The organism is Alcanivorax sp. 24, from assembly GCF_004360225.1.
Lineage (GTDB): Bacteria > Pseudomonadota > Gammaproteobacteria > Pseudomonadales > Alcanivoracaceae > Alloalcanivorax > Alloalcanivorax xiamenensis.
In genome coordinates this window covers 100,639-122,652 of the sequence record NZ_SNUA01000007.1, presented here as the reverse complement: position 1 = coordinate 122,652, position 22,014 = coordinate 100,639, and the positions used below count along the sequence as shown (strand labels likewise).

The window sequence follows — 22,014 nt, the reverse complement described above, 5'->3', positions numbered from 1 at the left end:
GATTTCCACAACTTTTTGTCCTAGCATGCCATAAACAGCCTGTCCCCGCCCCGCTACAGTGGATCGATATCAATAAACAAAGTGGATACCACCATGGATGCGACCCACCAGGTCATCATTATCGGCGCCGGTTTCGGCGGCCTGGGCATGGCGATTCAACTCAAGACCCAGGGCCAGCACGACCTGTTGCTGATCGAGAAAGGCGATGACGTGGGTGGCTGCTGGCGTGACAATACCTATCCCGGCGCCGCCTGCGACGTGCCCTCGCATTTGTATTCGTTCTCCTTCGAGCGCCATTACCCCTGGAGCCGCCGTTTCGCGCCCCAGGCGGAGATCCTGGACTACCTGCGCCATTGCACGGACAAATACGGTATCCGGGAGCATATTCGCTTCGGCACCGAAGTCACCGAGGCCCGTTACCTGGACGCCCACGGCCTCTGGCAGCTAACGCTGAACGACGGAGAGACCGTTACCACCCGGGCCCTGATCACCGCCACCGGACAACTCAACCAGCCGGCCTACCCACCGCTGTCCGGCATCGAGGACTTCCAACGGCCTCATTTTCACAGCGCCCGCTGGGACCACGACGTGGATCTGACCGGCAAAACCGTGGCGGTGGTCGGCACCGGTGCCAGCGCCATCCAGTTCGTGCCGGAAGTGGCCCGCAAGGCGGGCAGATTGCTGCTGTTCCAACGCTCGGCGGCCTATGTGCTGGGCAAGCCGGATCGCCGTTACCGCCCCTGGGAGCACCGCCTGCTGAAAACACTGCCGATAACCCAGACGCTGGATCGTCTGCGTATCTACGCCGCCAATGAATCCCGGGTACTGGGTTTTACTTCGTTACAAAAAGCCATGACGGTGTACCAGAGGCTGTTCCGGCGGCACCTGGAAAAACACATCGCCGACCCGTCGTTGCGGGCAAAGCTGATCCCGGATTACCCGATGGGCTGCAAACGTATCCTGATGTCGAACCACTACTATCCGGCACTGGCCCGGGACAACGTGGAAGTGATCAACCACGGCATTCAGTCGGTGGATCAGGACGGCCTCACCGACAGCACCGGCACCCACCATCAGGCCGACGCGATCATTTACGGCACCGGCTTCAGAGCCACCGATTTCCTCACCCCCATGACCCTCATCGGGCGCCATGGCCTGACGCTCAATCAGGTCTGGCGGGACGGGGCCGAAGCGTATCTGGGCATCACCGTGCACGGTTTCCCGAACCTGTTCATGCTCTACGGCCCCAACACCAATCTCGGCCACAACTCCATCATCTACATGTTGGAAAGCCAGATTCACTACATCCAGCAGGCGCTGGCGCAACTGCGTGCCACCGGGGCCCTGGAAGTACGCTCGCGCACGCAGAACGATTTCAACCGGCGCTTGCAGAAACGCATTCGCGATACGGTTTGGGATAAGGGCTGCGATAGCTGGTACAAAACCGAAAGCGGCAAGAACACCAACAACTGGCCGGGCTTCACCTTCGATTATCGGCGCCGTACCCGGGTACTGGACCTCCGCGACTATGAATACCATTACTGATTCGTTGCGGCGACAACGCCGCCCCGATCAGCGCCTGTTGGCCGCCACCCTGCGCCGTGCCTTGCAGTTGCTGTTCAAACCCATGGCCCATCCCCGTATCGGCATTGCCACACAGCGGCGTTGGCAGGAAGCCCTCGCGCGCACCAATCCGGGAGCCCGTGGTGCTCCCCATCACGACATGGAAGCGGGCGGAGTCCGCTGCCGTGTCTATCAGCCGGAGAGCGCCGATGCCACCGTGCTGTATCTGCATGGTGGCGCCTATATCACCGGGTCGCCATCCACTCATCACGGTCTGACCTCTCATCTGGCCAGACACAGCCAGGCCCGGGTGGTGGTGCCGGATTATCGGCTGGCGCCGGAGCATCCGTGTCCGGCCGCCATCGAGGATGCGGTGGCGGTCTACCGGGCCCTGCTCGATCAGGGTACCGATCCGGCACAACTGGCGCTGGCCGGGGATTCCGCCGGCGGCGGCCTGGCGGTGGCGACACTACAAGCCTTGAAGCAGGCCAACCTGCCGCTGCCCGCGGCGATGTTCCTGATTTCTCCCTGGGTCGATCTGACCCTGACCCGGCTGTTCGACACCGACCGGGACGTAATGTTGAGTCAGGCCTGGCTGGCGGACGCCGCCCGCGCCTATGGCGGCGATCATCCCGAGCGGCCGCAATGCTCACCGATCAATGGCGATCTGGCCGGGCTGCCTCCGGTTCTGATTCAGGCCGGCGGTGACGAAATCCTGCTCAACGACAGCCACCGGCTGGCGCGGGCGGTCCGTGATGCCAGCGGACAGATCCACCTTCAGGTGCACCCGCAACGCTGGCATGACTTTCAATTGCACGCCGGGTTGCTGGCCGACGCCGATCTGGCCCTGCATGGTGCCGCCGATTTTCTGCGGCATCACTTTCGGTCCCCCGACATCCCGGCACCGGAGCAAACGCCGCCATGATCCCCGCCACCCCGAAGAGTATCCTGATCACTGGCACCGCCAGCGGCATCGGCCTGGCCACCGCGCGCCACTTCCATCAACACGGCTGGCGGGTGGGGTTACTGGACATCAATGAGACCGCCCTGGCTGATCTGGCGCGGGACCTGGACGGCGCCTGGTTTCATCCACTCGACGTCACCGATGCCGAGGCCCGCACGCAGGCGGTTTCCGCTTTCACCGGCGCGGGTGCGCTGGACGCGCTGTTCAATTGCGCCGGCATCCTGCGCATGGGACGCTTCGAGGCGATCAGCGCGGAGCAGCACAAACGCATCATCGATATCAATGTCACCGGCCTGGTCAATATGAGTCTGGCGGCTTTGCCAGCCCTGCGGCGGGCGGACGCCCCGGTGGTCATCAACATGAGTTCCGCATCGGCGCTTTATGGCGTGCCGCACCTGGCCAGTTATTCGGCCAGCAAGTTCGCCGTGCGCGGCCTCACCGAAGCGCTCAATATCGAATGGAAACGTCTGGGGATCCGGGTGGTGGATAAGAGCCTGTTTGGGCACTTTACGCCACCGCGTTGCTGCTGGAAAAGCCGCCAGAGGGCGTCGCGGACTGCGGGCTCTGGTGGGGCCAAAGGCAAAGGCCGGGGCGCCCTCTGGCGGCCCTGTGCCCTCCGGGTATTTTCCAGCGCAACCCGAAGGGCCGGGCCCACTTTCTTTAGGTGGAGAGTGCCGCCAGCCCGCGATTACGCTTGTTTATGTAGATGGACTACACCGCACAATCGGAATCACGACCTGACGACACTTTCTACCAGGTGAACAGGGAACTCCGGCGCGGCGGCGTAAAGTGCCCAAACAGGCTCTGCTGCCGCCCTTCGTGAAGACACCCATGGTGGAGGATGCCGACTATCAGGCGCCGGTGGTGAGCCGTCTGGGCGTGAAACTGAAAGCGGAGGACATCGCCGCCAAGGTCTGGGAAGCGGCGGCGCGGGAGGTGCCGGTGCACAACCCGGTGGGAGGTGTGTTCAAGATGATCAAGCTGTTCGACAAGCTGCTGCCCAGCGCTTCGACCCGTCTGACCATGACCTTTCTGAGTCGCGAGTAGAAGGACAGCAAGAAGGGCGCGGAACTAGCGGTTCGCCGTTCGCAGCTCCTGGGAAAGGGGTTCGAAACGGATCCTGACCTTGCGTTTCCCCCAGCGCAGCGCCGCCCTGCGATCCTCGCCCATATAGATATCGATCTTGTTGCGCCAGCGGGAATGCATCTTGTCGCGCACGTACCAAATGCCGTCCAGCCCTTCGATGGTAACCGCCGTGCCATAGTCCAGCCCGGCATCCAGCAGATCCCGGGAAACGGCGATGACCTTCATGCCGGGCTCCAGTTGATCGCCCCAGGCGGCCAGGCTGTGATCTTCTCCCGCGCCCTGCCCCTGCAACGAATTGTAGGCTGTGGCGGTAACGGTGCGGCGCTCGGAGAAAGTGGTCTCGCCGTGTACCGGTATGCTCGCGGCGGCCAGCAACAACGCCAGCGCCTTTATGGCGTCTCTCATCGGCGCCCTCGGACTCAAGTCGGATGATTTGGCGGCCGATTATACCCCAACACAGAGGGAAATCGGGTAATGCAACGAACTGCGCTCTATCCGCAACGCCCTGGCCAGCGGCGCGGCAGCCATAATCCGGCCGTGGCGCGATCCTTATCATGGAGACGGTTACCAAACTCCAACGAACCGCGAATGTCGCCGGCGGTCCCAATTTGTAAGTCTCGAAACCGGCCCGCAATCACCAGACTCGGCGTTCTCGGGATGAGTACTTCCGGGAAGAGCATTTTCGGGCAGGGAGTTTTCGGGCACAGGGAGGAGCAATGAAGAAAACCGTATTGATCACCGGGGGTAATTCCGGGCTGGGATTGCACAGCGCCGAACAGATGGCCGCCCGGGGCGCCGAGGTGCTGATCGGTTGTCGGGACCGGACCCGCGGTCAGGCCGCCGTGGCGCACATCAAGAACCTTCACCCACAGGCACGGGTGCGCCTGTTCGCCCTGGATCTGAGTGATCTCGCGCAAGTGCGCGGCGCCGCCCGCCGGCTGCGGGATGACATCGGCGAATTGGACGTACTGATCAACAACGCCGGGACAGTCCCTACCCGGCAGCAATTCACCGCCGACGGCTACGAAATGCAATTCGGCGTCAATTACCTCGCCCCCGTGCTGTTCACCCACCTGCTACTACCGTTGCTACGGCAAGCCCCGTCCGCCCGCATCCTGCATGTGGCCTCCGTGGCGCACTGGCTCGGGCGCATCAATTCCCGTACCTGGCGGGGCCGCTTTCCCTATCTGGTCATGGACGCTTACGGCCAATCGAAGCTCGGCAATATCCTGTTCAGCAATGTGCTGGCCCAACGGTTGGCGCGTGAGGGCATCACCAGCAATGCCCTGCATCCCGGCGGCGTCGATACCGGCATCTTCCGCCATGTTCCCGATCCTTTGCGGAGATTGATCCGGCCCACTCTGATCACGCCGGAAAAGGCCGCCCTGCTGCCGGTGTCCATGGCGCTGGACGAGGATTTCATCGGCGTCACCGGCGGCTACTTCGATGCCCGGGGCCGCGCCCGCCGTTCCCCCCGCGCCCGCGACACTGAATTGGCGGCACGGCTCTACGACGAAACCATGGCGCTCTTGGAACTGACACCGCTGGCCGCGCCTCAGCCCACCCGGGTGCCCGGCTGAACCGGGCGTTCCAGGGCGGCGTCCATCACATGGGCACGCAGTTCAGGGTAGAAGCTCAGGAAAGTGGCTTCCAGCGCCTCATAGTGGGCACGGATATCCTCGATGCTGCCGGCGAACGTATTGGCGAAGCGTAGCCGCCCGGCGATACGGTCCAACGCCACGCCCACCGTCTCCAGATCGGCGTAATGCCCGAACCAGTCGTTACTCACCAGGCGCCGGGTGGTTTCGCGCATGTGTCCGGGCATCAACGGTTGACCGTATTGCAGATGACGATAATCGGCGCGGATCACTTGCCCCAGGTCTTCATCATGGAAACGGGACCAGTGGCGAATCAGGAAATGGTCGAACAGCACATCCAGCGCCACACCCGCAAAGCGCCGCCGCTGAGGCGAGAAAAGGCGGCGCGAAGCGCGCACTCTCGGATGATGGTCGGTAAAGCGGTCCACCAGACGGTGATTACGCAAGCCCGCCCGAACCGGATCCGGCAGCGCCTCCTCACGCGTACCCCGCATAAAATCCCCCAGCAGATTGCCGACCTTGGAGGTCACCGTGGGCTGTGCCAGTACCAAATGAGCAAAATAATTCATTGTTTTATCGCGGCGCCGAAACGCCATCCACTTTTGTCTTATTGTAAAAACCGTTGATTAATACAATAAGATGAGCAATATATAACCATAAAAGATTAGAACGCGAACCCCCGCGAACCGTAAAAACCGTCGCTTTTGCGACTTCATGCCCGCCTGACGCCGGATTCGGCGCCGCTTGGGCATTATTGGTGAGGATACCCATGAAAACTGGCCTGGTGGTGGATTCCGGTTGCGACTTGCCCTCTGACTTTATCAAAGAAAACGGCATCCTGGTGCTGCCGGCGTCGATTCGCATCGGCGACGAGGTCATCGCCGATGACCGTTCTCCCCAACGCACCCGCTCCTTTTACGACCGCCAGTTACTGGACAAAGTCCATGACGCGCAGTCCCTGCCCGCCACCGTGGCGCAAATCAAACAGCTTTTTCTCGAACAGGTCGTGACCCACTGCGACTACGCGCTGGTGGAAACCGTACTGCAAAGCCGCAGCCCGATCTTCCACAACGCCACGGAAGCGGCCCACGGCATCCTGTCCGAGTACCGGGCGGTGCGTGACCGGGCCGGCCTGCAGGGACCGTTCGCGGTGCGGGTGATCGACAGTCAGACCCTGTTCGCCGGTCAGGGCGCGCTGGCGGCGGAAACCGTTCGGCTGATGGCCACCGGCATGCGCGGTGCCGAGTTACGCGCCCGGGTCAGCGCGCTCGCCGCGAAGGCCACCGGCTACGCGGTGGTGCCTGATCTCTACTACCTGCGGCAGAGAGCTCGCAAGAAAGGTGACAACAGCGTGGGACTGGTGGGCGCGTTGCTGGGCTCGGCCCTGGATATCAAACCGATTCTTTGCGCGCGCGGTGGCGAAACTTTCCCGGTGGCCAAGATTCGCGGTTTCAGCCAGGGCGTGGCGCGACTGTTCGAACATGGCACGCGCTGTATCGAAAGAGGTCTGTTGTCGCCGGTACTGTGCGTGAGCTACGCCGGGGATCCCCAGGCGGTGTATCAGATGCCAGGCTTCGAGGCGTTGAAAAGTTGCGCCGACCGCCATCAGGTCAGGGTGCTGGTAAGCAGCATGGGGCTCACCGGCAGCGTCAATATCGGCCCCGGCGCACTCAGTATCGGACTGCTGGCCGAGCAGCGGGATTTCGCTTAGCCCCGATTCATGGGCCAGTACGCTTACATGCCGATTCGCTGCCAAGGCAGCTTCCCACAGAGAGGATTACGAAGCAGCCGTGGGAAGCTGCCTTGGCAGCGAATTCCGTGTCAGCGCGCCCAGCACAACCGTGGGCCAGTCATGGTCCGCGAACCGCGATCGACCACTAGGCACCCCGATTGGATACATCCAGCAGAAAATCCAGATTCCGCCGCACCGCCGGCCACTCCAGATTGATGATGGAGAACACCACGGTATCGCGGTACAAGCCATCCGCACCCACCTGATGATTGCGCAGCACGCCATCCTGCTTGGCACCGAGCCGGGCAATGGCGGTCCGGGAGGCGCGGTTGTGCCAATGGGTGCGGAATTCCACCGCGATGGCGTCCAGTGCTTCGAAAGCATGGCCCAGCAGCAGCCGCTTGCATTCGGTGTTCAAGCCACTGCGCTGGAAGCGGCGGGCATACCAGGTATAGCCCACCTCCAGACGATGGTTGCCCTCGTCCACATGGCAAAAACGGGTGGAGCCGATCACCTTGCCGCTATCACGATGGCGCACCGCGAACGGCATCTCGCCATGCTGATCCCGGCGCGCCAGCGCGGCGTTGACATACTCCGCCACCGCGTCCGGCGCCGGCACGAAGGTATACCAGAGCCGCCATAACTCACCGTCCCGGGTCGCCTCGGTCAGATCGTCCACGTGTTCGGCCCGCAACGGTTCCAGTACCACCTGCCGGCCTTCCAGGATGACCGGCTCTATCCATCGGCTCACGTCCGTTCCCTCTGCTTCCGGCCTCAGGATGGGTCGTCCTGCCCGGCCTGAAGCTTCTTGGCGTAGTCCTGCATGCGTTTCATCTGATCCCTGGCGCGTTCCAGGGAAGCCGCGGCGCCATCACAGGCGGTGACCGAGCCCAGACAGTCCACGCATTGCACCAGATCGTTGGCGGCCATGCTCAGATGCACTTTGAAAGCCAGTGTCTGCAACGCGGCGGCCTCGCCGCGCAGGTTGCGGGCCTGTTCCGGCAGGTCCGGATAGTCCGCTTTGCAGGCTTTCTGGATTTCGGCGGTTTTGCCGTCGGTGTATTTCCCGTGCAGCTCACGACCGGTCTGTTCCATCTTGGCGATGCGTATCATCAGACTGTCGATGACTTTCTGCTCGGCGTCGTCGGGCAATTGCGCGAAGGACGGCACACTGACGACCACGGCCAGCAGGCCGATGATCCAGGCTTTACTCTTCATCTTATTATCTCCTTTTGTTTTTAGGTGACGTTCGGGACCGTCACCTTTTATTAAGGTCCGGCGAGGCCGGTACCAGGGCTGCCCCTGGAATTACGGGCTCAGCCCGGTGGCCAGTTGAACGGACGTCCCCCCATCACATGGACGTGCAGATGGAACACCGCCTGACTGGCGCTGGCGCCATTATTCACGTTGACGCGGAAGTCCTCCAGCCCCTCCCGGGCGGCGACCTGGTTGCCGACCAGCAAAAGGTGCCCGAGCAACGCCTGATCTTCCTCGGTGGCGTCGGAGAGTTTGGGGATAGGTTTCTTCGGAATCACCAGGAAATGCACCGGTGCCTGGGGATTGATATCCCGAAACGCCAGGCATTGCTCATCCTCATGGATGATGTCCGCCGGGATCTCCCGGTCGATGATCTTGGAAAACAGGGTCTCGCTCATCTGTCAAAGGTATCCAATGGCTTTACTGGGTTTGCTACCAGGTGGTTCGACTCGCGGACGCGGGTGGCTCATGGAGCCGTTGATACCGCCGGCGGCAGGCATCCGCGCACGGGTATTTTACCGTCGGGCAGAACCAACCATAGAACAACGGAGCGGCCCATGCCAGACAGCGGGTCGCCGCTTGCGTTTACTCGCACCACCGGGCAGGATGCGCGCCACACAGCCGGGACGTGGTGCCGTTCACATCCCGCCCAATTCATCGCCGCCGATCCCCCTTGGTGGGGTGAGCCAGGCCGCCCCGGCCGCGTATACTATCGCCCTGGCATCGCCGTCGGCGATGATATCCGTGGATTCTTGTTTTTGCTGATCGGAACGATATGGCCACTCTGTTCGTAGACAACCTGACCGTACTGGACTTCTCCTACCTGCACCCCAAGCGGGGCATGGTCGGCGAATCCTGGATCGTGGACCTGGAGCTGTCCGGTGATCTGGACGGCCAGGGCATGGTGTTTGATTTCGGCCAGATCAAACGGCGGCTCAAGCACCTGATCGACGCCCAGGTGGACCATCGCCTGCTCTTCCCCGGCGCCCATGAGGCGCTGACTCTGAATCAGCGCGAAGATCAGCAACTGAGCCTCACCTGGCGGTATGGCGCCGGAGAAATACGGCTGCTGGCGCCCGCCGAGAGCCTTCTGGAAATACCCGGCACCAGTGTGTCCAAGGCCTCCGTCACCCTGTTTCTGATGGAATTGCTGGAGCCGTCCCTGCCGGACAACGTCACCGAAGCGCGCATCCTGCTTCGCGAGGAGGATGTCGGTACCGCGCCGTTTTACCATTATTCCCACGGGCTGAAGAAACACGACGGCAACTGCCAGCGCATCGCCCACGGCCACCGTTCCACCATTCAGATCTTCGAGAACGGCCGGCGCAGCCGGTACTGGGAGAAACTGTGGGCGGACCGTTGGGAAGACATTTACATTGGTACCCGGGAGGACCTGGAAGGCACCTACTTCGTCGAGGACGTCCCCCACCACCGGTTCCGCTACGACGCGCCTCAGGGCCACTTTGAGCTGGTGATCCCGGAAGATCACTGTTACCTGATCGATACCGACACCACGGTGGAATATCTGGCCGACCACATCGCCCGACAACTGGCCGAGGAAGCCCCCGGCAAACACTTCCGCGTCCGCGCCTTCGAGGGCGTCGGCAAGGGGGCCATCGCCGAAGCCGGGGAGAACAACCTGAAAAGCAGTTGACAGTTGACAGTGAATAGTTGACAGCGAAAGACAAAAACAGGTGATCTTTAGCCTCTGTGGGAAGCTTGCTTGCAAGCGAATATCGTTAAACGCCTGAAGGATCCCCATTCGCTTGCAAGCAAGCTTCCCACAGCGATTCCGGGTCGCCTGTCTTTCACTGTTAACTATTCACTATTAACTGTTAACTGCCCTTTTCACGGGTCCTCCGCCAGTATCCGCTCCGCCTCCTCCTGGATCAGTTTGCGCAGCCAGCGGTGGGCGGCGTTGTGGTGCAGCAGAGGGGACCAGGCCATTTTCAGCTCGAATTCCGGAATGTCGAACGGCGGGGATTTGATCACCAGGCGGGGATTTTGCGCCTGCATGCGCGCCACCCGGGAGGGCAACGTGGCCACCAGATCGTTGTTCATGGCCAGCAGCGCGGGCATCTGATAATGGCGGGTGAAGATGCTGATCTTGCGAGTCCGCCCCATTTGCTGCAACGCATGGTCGATCCAGCCCAGTCCACCCAGTTTTTCCGGGTTCATGCCGAAACCCACGCCAAAACCGGTCTTGGACACCCAGATATGCTGGGCGGACAGGTAGCTGTCCAGATCGAAATGTTTGGCGATCGGGTTATCCCGGTTGAGCAAACAGGAGAAAGCGTCCTTCCACAAAGTGACCTGGTAGAAAGAGCCGGGAATTTCATTGAATCGGTTTACCGCCATATCCACCCGGCCCTGTTCCATATCGGGGTAGCTGACATCCGACGGCGTGAGAAAGTCCAGAACCACATGGGGCGCCTCTTCACGCAGACGTCGCACGATGTGCGGCACCAGAGTGCCCTCGGCGTAATCGCTGGTCATGATACGAAAAACCCGGCGGCTTTCCTCGGGACGGAACACTTCTTCCGGATTGAACAGGGATTCCGCCTGAGCCATCAACTGGCGCACCAGCGGCTGCAGTTCCAGGGCCCGGTCGGTGGCGGTCATGCCCTCGCTGGTGCGGATCAGCAGCGGATCATTGAACATCTGCCGCAGCCGTTTGAGACTGTTGCTCATGGCCGGCTGGGTAATGCCCAGTTGTTCCGCGGCCCGGGTCACGTTTTTTTCCCGCAGCAGCACATCCAGGTACTTCAATAAATTAAGATCGGCGCCGGCGACATTCATGGCAGTGTGCTCTCTCTCCTGACAAAGCGATCATAACAGACGCCGCGACGCCACCCCGCATGCTCTTTCGCACTCGGCCTTGACCCGGGTCAAGGCCGATTAATAGCACCGTGCCATCATCGCGTGAAGTTGAAAAAGTGCGTAAGGTAACCGTTTTCTCGGGGCATATGACAGACACTATGAAGCAGGACGAGACCACGCGGGCCGAGAAGTTCGTGGTTCGTTTCCCTCCCGGCATGCGTGATCGCATCGCCCAGGCCGCCACTCACAGCCACCGAAGCATGAACGCGGAGATCGTGGCGCGGCTGCAACGCAGCATGGTTGAATGGCCCGGGGACCTGCCACGAACTGAAGGCTGTGTTCCCCAGGGGCTGGAGGAAGGGCTGTTGCTGGACTGCTTTCGCCGCCTGCCCGCTGAAAAACGCCAGGCCCTGTTGGCTTTGCTGGTGTAGCGAGCCTTGCTGGTAAAACGGGCTCTGTTGATATTGATATAGTTGCGGGATATCTGGTGCGTCAGGCGCTATGCTGGGAACCTGAATGAATCTTTGGGGATGCTCTTCTCCCCGAACAGACTCTAAGGATCCAAGGTGACCCAAGACCCGCAACGGACGAGTACGCTTCCGTCCGGCAGCGATATACGGCTGCCCTGGCATTTGCGTCTTCCGGCGCCGCTGGAACGCGAATTCGTTGATTATTTCCGCGGCAACGTGGCCCGCATCACGCCCTGGGCCACCATTACCCTGGTCTCCATTCTGGCTCTGGCGGTGATTCTGGAGCTGAGCGTGGAACCGGATCTGGTCGCCCTTACCTGGCGCCCGCGCTTGTTCTGTATCATGCTGGCCAGCGCCACCGCGGTGGTCGCCCATCGCCCCGATTTGCGCCGCTGGCTGCATCCAATGATCATCCTGCTGGCGTTCGCGGTAGCCATCACCGGGATGTGGATGGGCCTGTCCATCGATCACCCGCAAGCCTTCTTGCTGTTCCTGCAAACCCCTCTGGCAATCCTGGTACTCGGCGTGCTGCTGCGCGTGCCGTTCCTGGCTTCCGCCCTGAGCACTTCGCTGATACTGGCCCTCCAGGCCTTGTGCACACTGGCCCCCAATACCCTGCCGCTGTCCCAGGCGTTGACCTTGCTGCTGTTTTCGCTGGCCACCGGCACCATGAGTCTGTTCGGCCAGTATATTTACGAACGCCTGCTGCGCAGCCACTTTCTCTCCGAGCACGTGCTGTATCAACACCGGGCAGAGCTGCATTCAGCCAACCGGGTATTGGAAAGCCAGGCCACCGGGGACGGTCTCACCGGCTGCCTGAACCGGCGCGGCATGGAGTCCCGACTCAATGATGCTCTGCATGGCCGCAGCCGGCACACCATCGACAATGTCACCGTGCTGCTGTTCGACATCGACTTCTTCAAACAATACAACGACACCTACGGCCACCTGGCCGGCGACGAGTGTCTCAAGTCCGTGGCCGGCATCCCCCGTGGCATGGCCCAGGGCGAAGCCGATTTCGTCGCCCGCTACGGCGGTGAGGAATTCCTGGTGGCGCTGGCCAATACCAGCCTCAAGGACGCCCTGGTGTTCGCCGAACGCATGCGCACCCGGATCGAGCAGTTGGGCCTGCCCCACGCTGGCTCGCGGGTCAGCCAGGTGGTGACCATCAGTGTCGGCGTGGCCAGTTCCCTGCCCGGCGAGAAAGACGTGATCGCCCTGATCAAACGCGCCGACGAAGCGCTCTACCAGGCCAAGGGCGCCGGCCGCAACTGCGTGGCGTACATGGATGAGCTGCAGCGGGTGCAGGCGCTGTGAAGAAAGTTGACAGTTGATAGTGGACAGCTGACAGTGAAAACAAGGGGCTGAACTGCTGTGGGAAGCTTGCTTGCAAGCGACTAAGGATCAGACTGTTCCGCGATCTTTTTCTTTTCGCTGTTAACTGTCCACTATCAACTGTCAACTGATTCAGTAGTACCTTCCCACGTCCTCCACATCCCGCTGTTCCGGGTCCAGGGCTTCGAGGGCGTATTGGCGCCAGACGCCGGCGTCGAGGAACAGGCGGTAGAGGTCCGGGTCCAGGTGGTGGTCGTCGCGCATCTGGCGCATGATTTCCAACGCTTCCGATAACTTCAGTGGCGGTTTGTAGGGCCGCTCCCGGGAGGTCAGCGCCTCGAAGATATCGGCGATGGCCATGATCCGCGCCGGGATCGACATTTGTTCGCGGGTCAGGCCACGGGGGAACCCGGTGCCGTCCATGCGTTCGTGGTGACCGCCGGCGTATTCCGGCACCCGCCGCAGCTTGCGCGGAAACGGCAGCGACTCCAGCATCGCCAGGGTCACGTCCATATGCCCGTTAATGACCGCCCGCTCGTCCTCGGTCAGCGTGCCTTTGGGGATACACAGATTGCTTACCTCGTCTTCACTCAACAGCGGCTGTAACCGCCCCTGCGCATCGGTCCAGGTGCGCCCGGCCATCCCCCGGACCCGTTCCTGATCCTCCCGAGCCATGGTTTCACCGCCCAGGTTGACTCGCTGCAACAGCGCCAGATCCGCTTCCAGCTCCGCCAGCGCCCGCTCTCTTTCCACCGCCAGCACCGTGGCCCGTTCCGGCTCCGCCCGTTCGCGCTCGACGAAGTCCGCCACCAATTCCGCCCGCAGCACCGCGAAACGGGCGGCGATCATGTCGATGCGGTCGTGCAGGGCATGCAGCTTGGTGGATTTCTCCAGCACCGAGTCCGGTGTCGCCAGCTTGCCGCAGTCGTGCAGCCAGGCCGCTACTCTCAGCTCGTACCAGCCGTCCTCGTCCAGATCGAAGTCGGCGAAGGTGTCGTGATCCCGGCAGGCGGCCCGGGCCAACAATTCGGTCAGCAACGGGACCCGCTGGCAATGAGCGCTGGTGTGCGGGCTCTTGGCGTCAATGGCCTGGGCGATGACCTTGACGAAGGCGTCCAGCAGCTCCTTCATCTCCGCCACCACCAGCAGATTATTCAAGGCGATGCCGGCGTAGCCGGCCAAGGCCTCCGCCACCACGCGCTGGCGCCGGGAGAACGCCAGCCGGTGCCCCTGGTCGTCACGGGCATTGATCAGCTGCACCACGCCGACCACCTCACCATCATGGTTCGGCAGCGGTACCAGCAGCTGTCCAGACACCGCCGTCACCAGGCCCGGCACCCACAACGTCCGGTCCTGTTCCGACATTCCCTGCTCCCACTCCAACAGCAGGGTTGCGCCTGTTTTCGCGACCTCCACCACCGGGCGTTCGGACCGTGCCAGGGCCACTTCGACCGGGTCCGCCACCTCGATCCCACCTTCGCCTTGACGGATCATGCAGACTAGGCGCTCATCACCATCGTTGCCCCGGTACAGCCAGAGGGCACCGGCTTCCGCGCGGCACAAGGCGCGCGCCTCGGCGACAATGGTTTGCACCAGTGTGGCCAGGTCACTTTGCTCGTTGATGCGCCGCGCCACCCGCAGCAGCGGCATCAACTGATCTCCGATCCTGTGCAGTTGGGGCATGCCGTTTCCTCGTCGTTATTTGCCCAGAGCCTGTTCTTGCTCTTTACGCCGCCGCGCCGGAGTTCCCTATTCACCTGGTAGAAAGTGTCGTCAGGTCGTGATTTCGATTGTGCCGTGTAGTCATTCTACATAAACAAGCGTAATCGGGAGCTGGCGGCAAAATACCCGGAGGGCACAGGGGAGCCCGGCCCTTCGGGTTGCGCTTGAAAAGCCGCCAGAGGACGCTGTAGCCTTTGCCTTTGGCCCCACCAAAGCCTTCAGTCCCCAACGCCCTCAGGCGGCTTTTCCAGCAGCAACGCGGTGGCGTAAAGAGCAAGAACAGGCTCTCAAACCACGTCATAAGGCCGCTGTCATGGCTTGACGCTTGAAGCCATCGCGGCGATTGCCTACCATCCGTCGGTTCCGGGACGCAAACCGGTGCCCCCCGCACCGGGCCTGCCTTCCACATCTGCCTGCTTCATTTGCTTTGGATTCCGTGTCACCCATGAGTGTGAGCTATCGACTGCCCGACGGGGCAACCCTGGAGTTTGATCAACCGGCCTCCGCCCTGGAGATCGCCGGGCGGATCAGCAAGAAACTCGCCAAACAGGCGCTGGCGGTGAAGGCCAACGGCCATCTCACCGACGTCTACCTGCCCCTCACCGACGGCACGGAAGTGGAAATCATCACCCGCGACCACGAGGACGCTCTGGAGCTGATCCGTCACGATGCCGCCCACGTCATGGCCGAAGCCGTGCAGGAGCTGTTTCCGGAAACCCAGGTCACCATCGGGCCGACCATCGAGAACGGCTTTTACTACGACTTCCACCGGGAGACTGCCTTCACCCCGGAGGATCTGGCCGCCATCGAAAAGCGCATGCAGGAGATCGTGCGACGCAATGAAGACATTCGCCGCGAGGTCTGGGACCGGGACGAGGCGATCCGTTTCTTCCTGGATCAGGGCGAGGAATTCAAAGCGGAAATCATCCGCGACCTGCCCGAGGGCGAGGAGGTCTCTCTGTATCGCCAGGGCGAGTTCATCGACCTGTGCCGGGGGCCGCACCTGCCTTCCACCAGCAAGCTCGGCGACGGCTTCAAGCTGATGAAAGTCGCCGGCGCCTACTGGCGCGGCAACGCCGACAACGCCCAGTTGCAGCGGATTTACGGCACCGCCTGGCGTGACAAGAAGGAGCTCAACGTCTACCTCAAGCAGTTGGAGGAGGCGGAAAAGCGCGACCACCGCAAACTGGCCCGGGAAATGGACCTGTTCCATATCCAGCAGGAAGCCGTGGGCAGCATGTTCTGGCACCCGCGCGGCTGGCGCTTGCGCAAGAACCTGGAAAACTACATCCGCGCCAAGATGGAGAAGTACGACTACTCCGAGGTGTCCACTCCACAGATGATGGACCGCGTGCTCTGGGAACAGTCCGGCCACTGGGATAAATACAGCGACGACATGTTCACCGTCTGCACCCATGACCACCGGGAAATGGCAATCAAGCCGATGAACTGCCCCGGCCACGTGCAGATTTTCAATCAGGGCATCAAGAGCTACCGCGACCTGCCGATCCGCATGGGCGAGTTCACCGCGCTGTTCCGTAACGAGGCCCACGGCGCCTTGCACGGTCTGATGCGGGCGCGCTCCTTCAGCCAGGACGACGCCCACATCTTCTGTACCGAGGGCCAGATCAACCAGGAAACCGCCGCCTTCATCACCATGTTGCGCGAGGTTTACCAGGATTTCGGTTTCGACAGCTTCCGTATCAAGTTCTCCGACCGGCCGGACAACCGCGCCGGCTCCGATGAAACCTGGGACCGCGCCGAGGGCGCCCTGCGCGAGGCGGTGGAGTCCCTCGGCCTGGAGTGCGAGCTGAACCCTGGCGAAGGCGCTTTCTACGGCCCGAAATTGGAGTTCGTGCTGCGCGATGCCATTGGCCGTGACTGGCAATGCGGCACCCTGCAGGTGGATTTCGTGCTGCCCGAGCGTCTGGATGCCGAATATGTGGCCGAGGACGGCAGCCGCCAGCGTCCGGTGATGTTGCACCGGGCCGTGCTGGGATCGCTGGAGCGCTTCCTGGGCATTCTGATCGAGTCCACCGCCGGCCATCTGCCCTTATGGATGGCGCCGGTACCGGTGGTGGTGGCCACCATCACCAACGCGGTGGATGACTACGCCGCCGGGGTGGTCGAGCAACTCAAGGCGCGCGGCATTCCCGCGGAGCTGGATACCCGCAACGAGAAGATCGGCTTCAAGGTGCGCGAGCATTCCCGTGCCAAGGTGCCGGTGATCTGGGTAGTCGGCGAGAAGGAAGCGGAGCAGAATCAGGTGGCGGTGCGGCGCCTGGGCTCCCAGGCCACGGATACCCTGGCCCTGGACGAAGCACTGGCGGCGCTGGCCGAGGCGACACGTCAGCCTATTTAAGTAAGTGCAACCACGCTTGCACGCACCATGCAACACGCTCGGCCTCCCGCGTGTCGGCGTGTTGCGTGTTAGCGTGAATGCCCAGCAGCGGAGCTGCTTATGTTCAAAGCCAACGAACAACAGCCGGAAGGTTTCAGCGTCGCCCTCTCCGAAGCGCTGGATAACCTGGCCTTCAACGACCAGGGCCTGGTGCCGGTGATCGCCCAGCAGCACGACAGTGGCGAAGTGCTGATGTTCGCCTGGATGAACCGGGAGGCGATAGAAGAAACCGTCCGCACCGGCCGGGTCTGCTACTACTCCCGTTCCCGCGGCAAGCTATGGCGCAAGGGCGAAAGTTCCGGGCAAGTGCAGTATCTCAAGGAACTGCGGCTGGACTGCGATGGTGACGTGTTGCTGGCCAAAGTGGAGCAGACCGGCCCCGCCTGCCACACCGGCCGCCGCGACTGTTTTTACTGGAAGGTGGACGGCGATCGGGTGGTGATCGACCGGAGCCCGATCATTGATCCCAGCGAATTGTATAAGAACTGAGCCATGCTGAAACTGCACAACACCCTGACCGGCCGCAAGGACGACTTCATTCCGCTGGACCCGAACCGCATCACCCTCTACGTATGCGGCCCCACGGTGTACAACTACGTCCATATTGGCAATGCCCGTCCGGTGGTGGTGTTCGATGTGCTCTACCGGCTGCTGCGGCGGCTCTATCCCCAGGTGGTCTACGCGCGCAACATCACCGATATCGACGACAAGATCATCAAGGCGGCGGCGGACAACGGCGAGGACATCGGTGAACTGACCGCCCGCTTCACCGCCGCCTTCGAGGAGGACATGGCGCGACTCAACGCGCTCACCCCCACCGTGGTGCCCAAGGCCACCGATCACATCGCCGACATGATCACCATGGTCGAAACGCTGATCGCCAAGGGGCATGCCTACGAGGCCGATGGTCATGTGCTGTTCGCGGTGGAATCGATGCCCGACTACGGCAAGCTCTCCGGACGCAACCTGGAAGACATGCTCGCCGGGGCGCGTGTGGAGGTGGCGGACTATAAGCGCCACCCCGGCGATTTCGTGCTGTGGAAACCCTCCGGCGATGACCAGCCCGGTTGGGATTCGCCCTGGGGACGCGGCCGGCCGGGTTGGCACATTGAGTGCTCGGCGATGATCCACAAGCATCTGGGCGACGTCATTGACATCCACGGCGGCGGCCAGGATCTGATTTTCCCGCACCATGAGAACGAGATCGCCCAGGGTTGCTGCGCCCACGGTACCGAGTACGTGCGCTACTGGATGCACAACGGCTACATCAATATCGATGGCGAGAAGATGTCCAAATCCCTGGGCAACTTCCGGCTGGTGCGCGAATTGCTGAAGGAGTACCCCGGCGAAGTGCTGCGTTTCGCCCTGCTCTCCAGCCACTACCGCTCACCGCTGAACTTCTCCGCCGAGGTGCTGGATCAGGCACGCCAGAGCCTGGACGGTCTCTACTACGCGCTGCTTGGCCGCGGCGAACAGGTCGATGCCGTCGACGACTATGTGTTGCCCGAGGATCACCCGGTGCTGCTGGCACTGCGCGACGATCTCAACACCGCCGAGGCGATCAGCGCACTGCACGCGGTGGCGGCACGGCTGAACAAAGCGGCGCTGGCCGACAAGCCCGTGCTGAAAGCCGAATTACTGGCCGGCGCCGAGTTGCTGGGGTTGCTGCGCACCGATCCGGTGGCCTGGTTCCAGAACCACGGCAGCGCCGATGACGGCCTCGCCAACGACGAGATCGACGCCCTGGTGGCGGAACGCACCGCCGCCAAAAAAGCCCGCGATTTCGCCCGCGCCGACCAGATTCGCGACCAGCTCAAGGACGCCGGCATCCAACTGGAGGACACCCGCGAGGGCACTCGCTGGAGCCGGGACTAGGGGTTGACACGCTGACACGCAACACGCTTGCACGCTAACCCCTGGCTCTGAAACCGTGGTGTGTTTCCTGTCCTCTGTCAGGAAACACACCATTCCCCTCCGCCACGGGTTTAGCGTGCAAGCGTGCAAGCGTGTTGCGTGTTGCGTGTTGCGTGTTGCGTTCTGCATGTTGCCGCCAAATGACAGACAAATGTCATCTTCCTCGGGTATGCTGGCCGGATTCTGATTGGGAGTCGCCATCGTGAAACGGGTTTTACTGGCCAGCCTGCGCTTCTACCAGGGCTATCTGAGCCCCTGGCTGGGCAACCAGTGCCGTTTCTATCCCACTTGCTCCGAGTACGCGCGGCAGGCAGTGGAACACCATGGCGCCTTGCGCGGCAGCGCCCTGGCGGCGCGCCGTCTGTGCAAATGCCATCCCTGGCATCCCGGCGGTTTCGACCCGGTACCGGGCACGCCACACCCGCTACATGGCGCCTCCAGGGACGAAGACCCCGAGCACAACAGCATCGACAACGGCCTCGGTGACGCCCCCAACCATGCCCCCAACCATGGAAAGGACCATGCGTCCCTCTGAGTCGCTAAGCGCTGTTCCGCTTCGCTTCCTGCTGCTTGCGCTGCTGATCATCGCCGGCCAGTGGCAGATGGCGTGGCACAGCACCGAGCATTTGCCGACCGCCACGTCCCTGGCCGGCGGCACTCCCGACAATGACGGCACCGCCGTCGCCCCACATTGCCAGCACTGCGCGCCGGTACAGATTGCCGTGCCGCCCGCCACGCTGGTTCAGCATGACTCTCCGGCGGAGCCATTCTGGCGTCCGCTGGCGCAAAACCGAGGCCATACCCAGGCCGGCCTGCGCGCCTACCTTTCCCGCGCCCCACCTCTGTCCGCCTGATCTCCGATTTCGCCGCCGCCTCAAGCGGTTCGGGTTTCGATAGCGCTTTTGTTATGATATAACATTCGCAGCTTGCCAAGGCATGCTCCGCGTGCCTGTTCGATAGAGGAAAAGAGTCCATGAGACGCAAAGCTTTACCCCTGCCGCTGGCCCTGGGGCTGATGGCCGGTGCCACCCTGGCCACACTGCCGGCGACGGCGCAACAGAACGACAACACCGACGACCAAGCGCCCCGGCAACCCTCCCATCAGTTGGATGCGGTCCAGGTGTCCGCCCTGCCTTTTGACGAGGATGCCGCCAGCGGCGCTTCCTCTTTCGGCTTGCTTGAGGACAGCCTGCTGTTCCAGCGCAGCAACGCCACCCTCGGCAATACGCTGGAAGGGTTGCCTGGGGTTCATTCCGACACCTTCGGCGGTGGTTCCAGCCGCCCGGTGATCCGGGGCCAGGGCGCGCCGCGGGTAAGCGTGCTGTCCGATGGCGCCCGTCTGTTCGACGCCTCCGATATTTCCCCGGACCACGCCACCACGGTGGAACCCATGCTCGCCCGCAAGGTGGAAGTCCTGCGCGGCCCCTCCACCCTGCTCTATGGCGGCGGCGCCATCGGCGGCGTGGTCAACGTCCTGGACGACAAGATCCCCACGCGCATGCCGGACCGCCCGGTGGAAGGCTTCATCGCCGCCCGTGGCAATACGGTGGCCAATGAGAAGGCCGGCGCCGCCGGCATTACCGCCCGCGCCGGCGACCACTTCGCCGTGCATGTGGAAGGTTCCCGCCGCCGCGCCGACGACTATGAAGTCAATGGCTTCACCGCACCCGACATCGATGGCACCTACGCCGACAGTGACAACGTCAGTGTCGGCGCTTCCTGGATCGGCGAGCGCGGCTACCTTGGCATGGCGTATTCCTATCGCAGCGATATCTACGGACTGCCCGGCCACAGCCACGAATTCGAGGGCTGCGGCGCCAACGGCGATCAGTTGGAGTGTGACGGGGACGGCCATGACCATGATCACGAGCATGGTGCCCACGAAGCGCCCTTCGTCGATCTGGACGCCCGCCGTATTGATCTGCGCGGGGAATACCGGCAGCCGCTGCCCGGCATTGAGAAGGTCAAGGTGCGTTCCAGCCACACCGACTATCGTCACCATGAAATCGAGGAAGGGGAAGTGGGCACCACTTTCCGTCACAAGGGCTATGAAACCCGGGTGGAGGCGGAGCACGCGCCGATTGGCGGCTGGCACGGCGTGGTCGGCTTCCAGTACGCCGATCACCAGTTCAACACCCAGGGCACCGAAGCCCTGATGCCAAAGACCGACACCGAAACCCTTGGGGTATTCGCGGTGGAGCACTACCGCTTCTCCGAACAATGGCATCTGGAAGTGGGCGCCCGCCACGAGCACCAGCGCCTGGATCCAGTGGAAGATCCGCTCGATCGCCCCTCTTACAGCGATTCCGCCAATTCACTTTCGGCGGCGCTGACCTGGGCCTTCCGGCCGGACTACAACGTGTCGCTGTCCGCCACCCGCGCCCAGCGCATGCCCCATGCCCAGGAGATGTACGCCCGTGGTGTTCACCTGGCCACCAACACCTATGAGTGCGGTCTGGTTTCCAGCAGCTACACCTGTGGCGCACCCGGTGACGATTCCGCCATCCATAAGGAAACCTCGCGCAACATTGGCCTTAACCTGCGCAAGATCCGTGGCGACCTCACCTTTGATATCGGCCTGTTCCACAACCAGGTGGACAACTATATCTACGCCCGCACTCTGGATCAGATCGAGGAGTTCCGCCTGATCAAATATACCCAGGACGATGTGGAGTTCACCGGCGCCGAAGCGGAAATGCGCTATCAGTGGACGCCGCGCTGGTCCACCACGGTGTTCGGCGACATCGTCAAAGCCCAGTTCAGTCACGGCGGCAACGAACTGCCGCGGATTCCGGCCAAGCGCCTGGGCGGCCGCGTCAACACCTATTGGCGGGCGTTCGACGGCGAGTTGGAGTTCTACCGGGTGTTCCCGCAAAACGACATCGCCGGCTACGAAAGCCGTACTCCGGGCTACGACATGCTCAACGCCACCCTCAGCTACACCCTGGAAGGGGCCCAGCGCTACAGCGTTTATCTGCGTGGCAGCAACCTGTTGGGCGAGGAAGTGTGGAATCACACCTCCTTCCTGGCCCGCACAGTGCCGGAGCCGGGCCGCAATCTGACCGTCGGCATGCGCATGGAATTCTGAGACTGGCCGGGCCCCTTGAGGGTCCGGCGCGCCTCATTGCTGAAACGCTATAACGTCATAAAAC

21 protein-coding genes and 1 pseudogene are annotated in these 22,014 nt (G+C 62.4%); 15 read left to right on the top strand and 7 right to left on the bottom strand.

Annotated features, from left to right (window positions below; translation table 11 throughout):
- Positions 1-93: 93 nt before the first annotated feature.
- The 4 genes from E0L37_RS11525 to E0L37_RS11510 are packed head-to-tail and all read left to right on the top strand — an operon-like array spanning position 94 to position 3,574.
- Positions 94-1,545, top strand: a complete 1,452-nt coding sequence (locus E0L37_RS11525) for an NAD(P)/FAD-dependent oxidoreductase (RefSeq protein WP_133491891.1) — start codon at positions 94-96, stop codon at positions 1,543-1,545.
- The gene (locus E0L37_RS11520; RefSeq protein ID WP_133491890.1) at positions 1,529-2,488 is read left to right on the top strand and encodes an alpha/beta hydrolase; all 960 of its coding nucleotides are present in this window, start codon (positions 1,529-1,531) and stop codon (positions 2,486-2,488) included. The genes E0L37_RS11525 and E0L37_RS11520 overlap by 17 nt, the downstream gene beginning before the upstream one ends.
- Entirely contained in the window at positions 2,485-3,288 is an 804-nt protein-coding gene (locus tag E0L37_RS11515) for an SDR family NAD(P)-dependent oxidoreductase (RefSeq protein ID WP_240687460.1), read from the top strand. Before E0L37_RS11520 ends, E0L37_RS11515 begins: the two co-directional genes overlap by 4 nt.
- A gap of 28 nt (positions 3,289-3,316) precedes the next feature.
- Complete coding sequence (locus E0L37_RS11510; RefSeq protein WP_240687459.1) at positions 3,317-3,574, top strand: hypothetical protein; 258 nt, start codon at positions 3,317-3,319, stop codon at positions 3,572-3,574.
- 24 nt (positions 3,575-3,598) lie between these two features.
- Here E0L37_RS11510 and E0L37_RS11505 read toward each other — a convergent pair whose 3' ends face one another.
- On the bottom strand, positions 3,599-4,018 hold the full coding sequence (locus tag E0L37_RS11505; RefSeq protein WP_133491889.1) for a 3D domain-containing protein: 420 nt from the start codon (positions 4,016-4,018) through the stop codon (positions 3,599-3,601).
- Between the two features lie 311 nt (positions 4,019-4,329).
- Here E0L37_RS11505 and E0L37_RS11500 point away from each other — a divergent pair, with 311 nt between their 5' ends.
- Positions 4,330-5,193, top strand: coding sequence for an SDR family NAD(P)-dependent oxidoreductase (locus E0L37_RS11500; protein ID WP_133491888.1), 864 nt, complete (start codon positions 4,330-4,332; stop codon positions 5,191-5,193).
- Here E0L37_RS11500 and E0L37_RS11495 read toward each other — a convergent pair.
- Positions 5,169-5,780, bottom strand: a complete 612-nt coding sequence (locus tag E0L37_RS11495; protein ID WP_133491887.1) for an ACP phosphodiesterase — start codon at positions 5,778-5,780, stop codon at positions 5,169-5,171. The two genes, E0L37_RS11500 and E0L37_RS11495, sit on opposite strands and share 25 nt — an antisense overlap.
- A 200-nt stretch (positions 5,781-5,980) precedes the next feature.
- Between E0L37_RS11495 and E0L37_RS11490 the strand changes: the two genes are divergently transcribed.
- Positions 5,981-6,922: a DegV family protein gene (locus E0L37_RS11490; protein ID WP_133491886.1), complete on the top strand. Its 942-nt coding sequence runs from the start codon at positions 5,981-5,983 to the stop codon at positions 6,920-6,922.
- Between the two features lie 166 nt (positions 6,923-7,088).
- Here the strand turns inward: E0L37_RS11490 and E0L37_RS11485 are convergent, their stop codons facing one another.
- The 3 genes from E0L37_RS11485 to E0L37_RS11475 form a co-directional block, all read right to left on the bottom strand.
- Positions 7,089-7,694, bottom strand: coding sequence for a GNAT family N-acetyltransferase (locus tag E0L37_RS11485; protein WP_133491885.1), 606 nt, complete (start codon positions 7,692-7,694; stop codon positions 7,089-7,091).
- Positions 7,695-7,717: 23 nt separating this feature from the next.
- Entirely contained in the window at positions 7,718-8,161 is a 444-nt protein-coding gene (locus E0L37_RS11480) for a hypothetical protein (protein ID WP_133491884.1), read from the bottom strand.
- Positions 8,162-8,259: 98 nt separating this feature from the next.
- Positions 8,260-8,598, bottom strand: a complete 339-nt coding sequence (locus E0L37_RS11475) for a histidine triad nucleotide-binding protein (RefSeq protein WP_133491883.1) — start codon at positions 8,596-8,598, stop codon at positions 8,260-8,262.
- Between the two features lie 377 nt (positions 8,599-8,975).
- On the opposite strand from E0L37_RS11475, the gene E0L37_RS11470 reads away from it, so the two are divergent.
- Positions 8,976-9,854, top strand: a complete 879-nt coding sequence (locus E0L37_RS11470) for a 6-carboxytetrahydropterin synthase (protein ID WP_133491882.1) — start codon at positions 8,976-8,978, stop codon at positions 9,852-9,854.
- 194 nt (positions 9,855-10,048) lie between these two features.
- Here E0L37_RS11470 and E0L37_RS11465 read toward each other — a convergent pair whose 3' ends face one another.
- On the bottom strand, positions 10,049-10,999 hold the full coding sequence (locus E0L37_RS11465; protein WP_022993737.1) for a LysR family transcriptional regulator: 951 nt from the start codon (positions 10,997-10,999) through the stop codon (positions 10,049-10,051).
- 179 nt (positions 11,000-11,178) lie between these two features.
- On the opposite strand from E0L37_RS11465, the gene E0L37_RS11460 reads away from it, so the two are divergent.
- Positions 11,179-11,451, top strand: a complete 273-nt coding sequence (locus E0L37_RS11460; RefSeq protein WP_133491881.1) for an Arc family DNA-binding protein — start codon at positions 11,179-11,181, stop codon at positions 11,449-11,451.
- Positions 11,452-11,586: 135 nt separating this feature from the next.
- Entirely contained in the window at positions 11,587-12,807 is a 1,221-nt protein-coding gene (locus tag E0L37_RS11455; RefSeq protein WP_133491880.1) for a diguanylate cyclase, read from the top strand.
- Between the two features lie 150 nt (positions 12,808-12,957).
- Here E0L37_RS11455 and E0L37_RS11450 read toward each other — a convergent pair whose 3' ends face one another.
- Complete coding sequence (locus tag E0L37_RS11450; RefSeq protein ID WP_133491879.1) at positions 12,958-14,508, bottom strand: HD domain-containing phosphohydrolase; 1,551 nt, start codon at positions 14,506-14,508, stop codon at positions 12,958-12,960.
- Between the two features lie 484 nt (positions 14,509-14,992).
- Here E0L37_RS11450 and thrS point away from each other — a divergent pair, with 484 nt between their 5' ends.
- The 6 genes and pseudogenes from thrS (at position 14,993) to E0L37_RS11420 (ending at position 21,950) form a co-directional block, all read left to right on the top strand.
- Positions 14,993-16,909: a threonine--tRNA ligase gene (gene thrS, locus E0L37_RS11445; protein ID WP_133491878.1), complete on the top strand. Its 1,917-nt coding sequence runs from the start codon at positions 14,993-14,995 to the stop codon at positions 16,907-16,909.
- Between the two features lie 99 nt (positions 16,910-17,008).
- Positions 17,009-17,437 (top strand): phosphoribosyl-AMP cyclohydrolase, encoded by a 429-nt coding sequence (hisI, locus tag E0L37_RS11440; RefSeq protein WP_133491877.1) that lies wholly within the window; start codon positions 17,009-17,011, stop codon positions 17,435-17,437.
- 3 nt (positions 17,438-17,440) lie between these two features.
- Entirely contained in the window at positions 17,441-18,823 is a 1,383-nt protein-coding gene (cysS, locus tag E0L37_RS11435) for a cysteine--tRNA ligase (RefSeq protein ID WP_133491876.1), read from the top strand.
- 241 nt (positions 18,824-19,064) lie between these two features.
- Positions 19,065-19,277, top strand: a pseudogene (gene yidD / locus E0L37_RS21910) (membrane protein insertion efficiency factor YidD); the annotation flags it as partial.
- A 106-nt stretch (positions 19,278-19,383) separates the two neighbouring features.
- Positions 19,384-19,716 carry a hypothetical protein gene (locus E0L37_RS11425; protein WP_133491875.1) on the top strand — a complete coding sequence of 111 codons (333 nt, stop codon included), beginning with the start codon at positions 19,384-19,386 and terminating at the stop codon, positions 19,714-19,716.
- A gap of 119 nt (positions 19,717-19,835) precedes the next feature.
- Positions 19,836-21,950 carry a TonB-dependent receptor domain-containing protein gene (locus E0L37_RS11420; protein WP_133491874.1) on the top strand — a complete coding sequence of 705 codons (2,115 nt, stop codon included), beginning with the start codon at positions 19,836-19,838 and terminating at the stop codon, positions 21,948-21,950.
- Positions 21,951-22,014 lie beyond the last annotated feature (64 nt).